This is a genomic window from Acidiphilium multivorum AIU301 (genome assembly GCF_000202835.1).
Classification (GTDB): Bacteria; Pseudomonadota; Alphaproteobacteria; order Acetobacterales; family Acetobacteraceae; genus Acidiphilium; species Acidiphilium multivorum.
Genome location: NC_015186.1, coordinates 2,936,501 through 2,942,500 on the forward strand (window position 1 = coordinate 2,936,501; position 6,000 = coordinate 2,942,500).

General features: G+C 59.2%; 3 protein-coding genes, 1 tRNA gene and 2 rRNA genes (1 of these 6 running past the window's edge). 1 reads left to right on the top strand and 5 read right to left on the bottom strand.

Going from position 1 to position 6,000, the window contains the following annotated elements; all coding sequences use genetic code 11:
• Positions 1-155: 155 nt before the first annotated feature.
• Positions 156-1,391 (bottom strand): DUF932 domain-containing protein, encoded by a 1,236-nt coding sequence (locus ACMV_RS13270; protein ID WP_231844423.1) that lies wholly within the window; start codon positions 1,389-1,391, stop codon positions 156-158.
• Positions 1,392-1,573: 182 nt separating this feature from the next.
• Entirely contained in the window at positions 1,574-1,702 is a 129-nt protein-coding gene (locus ACMV_RS21835) for a hypothetical protein (protein ID WP_262313073.1), read from the bottom strand.
• Between the two features lie 276 nt (positions 1,703-1,978).
• On the opposite strand from ACMV_RS21835, the gene ACMV_RS20000 reads away from it, so the two are divergent.
• The gene (locus ACMV_RS20000) at positions 1,979-3,640 is read left to right on the top strand and encodes a recombinase family protein (RefSeq protein ID WP_013640772.1); all 1,662 of its coding nucleotides are present in this window, start codon (positions 1,979-1,981) and stop codon (positions 3,638-3,640) included.
• Here ACMV_RS20000 and ACMV_RS13295 read toward each other — a convergent pair.
• The 3 genes from ACMV_RS13295 to ACMV_RS13305 form a co-directional block, all read right to left on the bottom strand.
• Positions 3,597-3,673, bottom strand: a tRNA-Met gene (locus ACMV_RS13295). The two genes, ACMV_RS20000 and ACMV_RS13295, sit on opposite strands and share 44 nt — an antisense overlap.
• Positions 3,674-3,700: 27 nt before the next feature.
• Positions 3,701-3,815: ribosomal RNA gene (gene rrf / locus ACMV_RS13300) — 5S ribosomal RNA — on the bottom strand.
• A gap of 91 nt (positions 3,816-3,906) precedes the next feature.
• Positions 3,907-6,000, bottom strand: a 23S ribosomal RNA gene (locus tag ACMV_RS13305); it runs 644 nt beyond the window's last position.

The following is a 6,000-nucleotide window of genomic DNA, read 5'->3' on the forward strand; positions in this document are numbered from 1 at the left end:
GACGCCGGGTCTGAATCGTCCTGGTTAGTCAACGATGCCTCGACGCCATCGTCAGCGGCCAGAAAGCGCGGGCCGCAGGAATGAAGTCAGAAAGCATGAAAATGCCAGAGCAGACAGTCGTAGAACCAGGATGCGGCTTCTCGGCTTCACGTCAATCAGGCGGCACGCTCCAGCAAAATCTTGGCCTTGCCCTCAAGCTCCAGCCTTGTGTCCTGATTCGGCTTGGAGCGGGCGAGCGCGGTGATGCCCTGCACGAAATCAAACACGCTCTCGGGAGGTCGGCCTTCTTCGTCGAGAACCGTGGCGATGACCTTCGCCGTCTCCGTCTTGCTGAAGCCGTACTTGCGGAGGAAGGCGTCTCGATCCTCATCTTTTCGGGCAATGATCGCTTCGTGTGCGGCCCGAATGCCGGCGACGAAAGGCGCCGGGGAAGAGGTAGCGAAGCGTTCCAGCGCGGGTGCAGCTTGATGGGCGAACCGGTGGGCGGCAAATTTACTATGCCGGATGCTGATCTCCTCGAAGCCTTCCACGCCCCACAAATTGCGATTCATGCACACCGCGCGGAGATAGAACGAGGCGATGCCGAGCGTCTTCGAGCCGACCTCGCTGTTCCAGCAATAGAAGCCTCGGAAGTAGAGATCCGGATCGCCATTCGGCAGGCGGCCGGCCTCGATCGGGTTGGTGTCGTCCACCAGAAACAGGAACACGTCGCGGTCGCTGGCATACAGGGTGGTGGTGTCCTTGGTCACCTCGACGTAGGGGTTATGGGTCATGCTCGACCAATCGAGCAGACCTGGCACTTTCCAGCGCGTATCGCCGGTGCCGTCGCCGGCAATCCGCATGACGGCTGAAATCAGCTCATGATCCCAGATGCGGCCATAATCCGGCCCGGTGACGGCGCGCAACTCAACCCGGCCATCCTCCACCTCCAAAGTCTTGATCATCTCCGCCCGGTGCGAGAGCAGCCCATGCTGCATGTTGATGCCGGCCAGCGGCGCCGGCAGCTGACGCAGATATCCAGCGGGCGCCCCCACCAGGCTGCACATCTGGCCGAACGACCAATGGGTTGGTGCGACCGGCTCGTCGCGGCCGGGCACGATCAAGGACATCCGCTCGGCATCGTCGCGGCTCGCCTCGACACGCAGGTTTCGGGTCTCGACGGTGCGCGCGGTGGCGCGGTCCGCCCGCGCGCGAACAGCACCGTAGAGGGCGCTCAGCGAGAGGTAACGCTCGTCGTCAGGCCGGGAAAACCACTCGGATGACACCCGGCCGATGCGCTCGCCACGCGAGATATCGACCTTATAGGCACCCGTCACACTCGAGAGGGGAGTCTTGCCGATGGCCGGGCTGGGCGCGCTACTACGGCTCTGGGGAACAACACTTTGGTTCATGGGACTTCTCCGCGACAGGCCGGCCAAGAGCCTCTCTCTCAGCCTACATGCCCGTCGCGGAAAACCGCTCGGCACTCTCCCTCTCAAAACCTGGCCACGCCGTCGTTTGCGCGACGAAACCCGCCGTCTGGGCAAACCTGCGTATCGCCGACCCTGAAGCCATCTCAACTCGACGCCGCGACTCATGGGTCACCGCCAAGATCTTGCCCTCCAATCTCCTCATGCGCGCGCTGGCCGGCGCGCGCGCAAGTATTTGCCGCAAATATTTCGATAAAAGCACCAATCGTCAGCATTCGCGCGATGGACAGCATCAGCATCTCCCCCGCGTCCCATGGCCACCCTACTGAGTAGAATGTTGATTTCGCGTAGCAGTGCGGTTTGACAGCAATGGAAGCCAAGATCGTTCCCCTACCAATACCTGACGGGTCGCCACACGACGGGCTGCGCTTTACGCCAGATGGCACGGGGCTGGACCCACGGCTGGTCGCGATGGTGCGATTACTCGCTAGACAGGCGGCCGATGCGTATTATGATGAGACGACGGCGCCGATAGAGGATCATCTGTCGCGGCGCTGAGAAGGAGGCTCATGCCGAAGGTCGCCTTGTATGCCCGCTATTCGTCGGAGAACCAGCGCGATACCTCGATCGAGGACCAGTTGCGGCTGTGCCGGTTGCACGCCGAAAAGCAGAGCTGGACGATCGTCGATAGCTACACCGATCGGGCGATCTCTGGCGCATCCCTGCTTCGGCCGGGCATCCAGGAACTGATCCAGGACGCGACGCGCGGCCGGTTCGAGATCGTCCTTGCCGAGGCGATGGACCGGCTTTCACGCGATCAGGAAGATATCGCCGGTCTGTTCAAGCGCATGCAGTTCGGCGGCGTGCGCATCGTCACCCTTTCGGAGGGCGATGTCACTCACTTGCATATCGGCCTGAAGGGCACGATGAACGCCCTGTTCCTCAAGGATTTGGCCGACAAAGTGCGGCGCGGCCTGCGTGGCCGGGTCGAGCACGGCAAGTCCGGCGGTGGCAATGCCTACGGCTACGACGTGGTCAAGAAGTTCGCTGCTAATGGCGACCCGGTACGGGGCGATCGGACGATCAACGAGGCTGAATCCTCGATAATCCGCCGCATATTCGAGGACTATGCCGGCGGCAAATCGCCCAAGCGCATCGCGACGGAGTTGAACCGGGACCGGATCAAAGCGCCCAGTGGCGGCGACTGGGGTTTCAGCACGATCAACGGCAACCTCAAGCGCGGCAATGGCATCCTCAACAACGAAATGTATATCGGCCGGCTGGTCTGGAACCGGCAGCGGTTCATCAAGGATCCTGATACCGGCAAGCGGGTCTCGCGGATGAACCCGCAATCGGAATGGATCACCCTGGACGTGCCCGAACTACGGATTATCGACCAGGATTTATGGGACCAAGCCAAGGCACGGCAGCGCTCGGTCAAGGCTGACCGTGAGACCGGCGATTCCAACCGTCTGCATGAACGCCAGCGGGGCAAGTACCTGCTCACCGGCCTCACCAAATGCGGCAGCTGTGGCGGCGGCTATTCGATGGTATCGGCCGATCTCGTCGGCTGCTCGACGGCGCGCAACAAGGGCACGTGCGACAATCGGCTGAACATTCGGCGCAACCAGCTCGAAGCCCGAGTACTGACGGCGCTGAAAGACCATCTGATGAACCCGGAGCTATTTGCCGTGTTCTGCGACGAGTTCACTCGACGTATGAATGAACGGAGGATAGAGGCGAGCACAAACATCAACGCTGCACAATCAGAAATCCCGCGGATCGAGCGAGATCTTGAGCGATTGGTAGATCGCTTCCTGAAGGATGATGGTGCCGCTGACGCTCTGCACGCCCGAATGAAACAACTTGAAGGGCGCAAGCGGGAGCTACAGGAATTTCTTGCTTCTGCCGAGACACCACCGCCTGTGCTGCACCCGAGCATGGCCGTGATTTACCGCGAGCGAGTTGCGGCACTTCATGAGGCTCTCCAGCAAGACGAAACCCGAGCGCAGGCGGCCGAGGTCATCCGTTCACTGGTGTCCGAGATCGTGTTGACGCCGGCGGGCGGATTACTCGAGATCGACGTTGGGGGCGATCTGGCAGGCATTCTGACGATTGCGGCGGCTGGAAAACAGCAAAAGAGCCCGTCCCTTGCGGGTACGGGCTCTGATGGATCGCAAGTCATGATGGTTGCGGGGACAGGATTTGAACCTGTGACCTTCAGGTTATGAGCCTGACGAGCTACCGGGCTGCTCCACCCCGCGGTGGATGAGGTTACGATAGGCTGGAGGACCTGGCGGCGACCTACTCTCCCGTGCCTTGAGGCACAGTACCATGGGCGCTGGGGATTTTCACGGCCGAGTTCGGGATGGGATCGGGTGCAGGCTCCCCGCAATGGCCACCAGGTCGTCCAGCCTATCGTTGTTTCTGGGCTGGTGTGGATTTGGCGTGTTGTGTGAGTTGTGTTGGTGTTTGTGCATGGTGGGGGTGGTTGAGATATTCAAGTTCTATCGGGTGATTAGTACCGGTTAGCTGAGCGCGTTACCGCGCTTATACACCCGGCCTATCAACGTGATGGTCTGTCACGACCCTCGGGGAGACCTAGTTTTGAGGTGGGTTTCCCGCTTAGATGCTTTCAGCGGTTATCCCGTCCATACTTAGCTACTCGGCTGTGCCACTGGCGTGACAACCGATGCACCAGAGGTATGTTCATCCCGGTCCTCTCGTACTAGGGACAAATCCTCTCAAGTCTCCAACACCCACGGCAGATAGGGACCGAACTGTCTCACGACGTTCTAAACCCAGCTCACGTACCACTTTAATCGGCGAACAGCCGAACCCTTGGGACCTGCTCCAGCCCCAGGATGTGATGAGCCGACATCGAGGTGCCAAACCTCCCCGTCGATGTGGACTCTTGGGGGAGATCAGCCTGTTATCCCTAGAGTACCTTTTATCCGTTGAGCGATGGCCCTTCCACGTGGAACCACCGGATCACTATGGCCGACTTTCGTCTCTGCTCGAGCTGTCGCTCTCGCAGTCAGGCGGGCTTATGCCATTGCACTCAACAGCCGATGTCCGACCGGCTTGAGCCCACCATCGCGCGCCTCCGTTACTCTTTAGGAGGCGACCGCCCCAGTCAAACTGCCCACCATGCAGGGTCCCGGACCGGGATAACCGGCCGCGGTTAGACATCAAAAGCGCGCAGGGCGGTATTTCAAGGTTGGCTCCACCGAAGCTAGCGCCCCGGTTTCAATGCCTCCCGCCTATCCTACACAGCACTCTTCTGATGCCACTGCAAAGCTGCAGTAAAGGTTCATAGGGTCTTTCCGTCTGACCGCGGGTACCCCGCATCTTCACGGGGAATTCAATTTCGCTGAGCCGATGCTGGAGACAGTGGGGAAGTCGTTACGCCATTCGTGCAGGTCGGAACTTACCCGACAAGGAATTTCGCTACCTTAGGACCGTTATAGTTACGGCCGCCGTTTACCGGGGCTTCAATTCAAGGCTTGCACCTCTCCTCTTAACCTTCCGGCACCGGGCAGGCGTCAGACCCTATACGTCGTCTCTCGACTTCGCAGAGCCCTGTGTTTTTACTAAACAGTCGCTACCCCCTCTTTTGTGCCACCCGCACATGGTTGCCCACATACGGGTCTCGCTTATCCCGAAGTTACGCGAGTAATTTGCCTAGTTCCTTCAACATCGTTCTCTCAAGCGCCTTGGTATACTCTACCAGTCCACCTGTGTCGGTTTAGGGTACGGTCTATACGCTGGAGCTATTTCCCGGAATGCTCAAAAAGCCTGCCCAATCCGATAAGGACAGACAACATCTCGCATTCGTCACTTCCAGCAGGCGGAGGAATATTCACCCCCTTCCCATCGACTACGGCTTTCGCCCTCGCCTTAGGGGCCGGCTCACCCTGCGCGGATTAACCTTGCGCAGGAACCCTTGGACTTTCGGCGACAGAGTTTCTCACTCTGTTTGTCGCTACTCATGTCAGCATTCGCACTTCCGATACCTCCAGGAGGGGTCACCCCATCTCCCTTCACAGGCCTACGGAACGCTCCGCTACCGCGCATGTTTCCATGCACCCACAGCTTCGGTATGTGGCTTTAGCCCCGTTACATTTTCGGCGCAGGATTTCTATTAGACCAGTGAGCTATTACGCTTTCTTTAAAGGATGGCTGCTTCTAAGCCAACCTCCTGGTTGTTTTGGAATTCCCACATCCTTTCCCACTTAGCCACAATTTGGGGACCTTAGCTGGTGGTCTGGGCTGTTTCCCTCTCGACGATGGACCTTAGCACCCACCGTCTGTCTGCCGTGCAAGACACTTCGGTATTCGGAGTTTGGTTAGGTTTGGTAAGGCTTTGGGCCCCCCTAGCCCATCCAGTGCTCTACCCCCGAAGGCATACACACGACGATCTACCTCAATAGATTTCGCGGAGAACCAGCTATCTCCGAGTTTGATTGGCCTTTCACCCCTAGCCACAGCTCATCCCCGACTTTTTCAACAGGCGTGGGTTCGGCCCTCCAGTGCGTGTTACCGCACCTTCAGCCTGGCCATGGCTAGATCACTCGGTTTCGGGTCTTCT

Excerpts from the sequence above, each read along its gene's own strand:
- ACMV_RS13270 (WP_231844423.1), bottom strand. The coding sequence starts at position 1,391 with ATGAACCAAAGTGTTGTTCCCCAGAGCCGTAGTAGCGCGCCCAGCCCG.
- ACMV_RS21835 (WP_262313073.1), bottom strand. The coding sequence starts at position 1,702 with ATGCTGTCCATCGCGCGAATGCTGACGATTGGTGCTTTTATCGAAATA.
- ACMV_RS20000 (WP_013640772.1), top strand. The coding sequence starts at position 1,979 with ATGCCGAAGGTCGCCTTGTATGCCCGCTATTCGTCGGAGAACCAGCGC.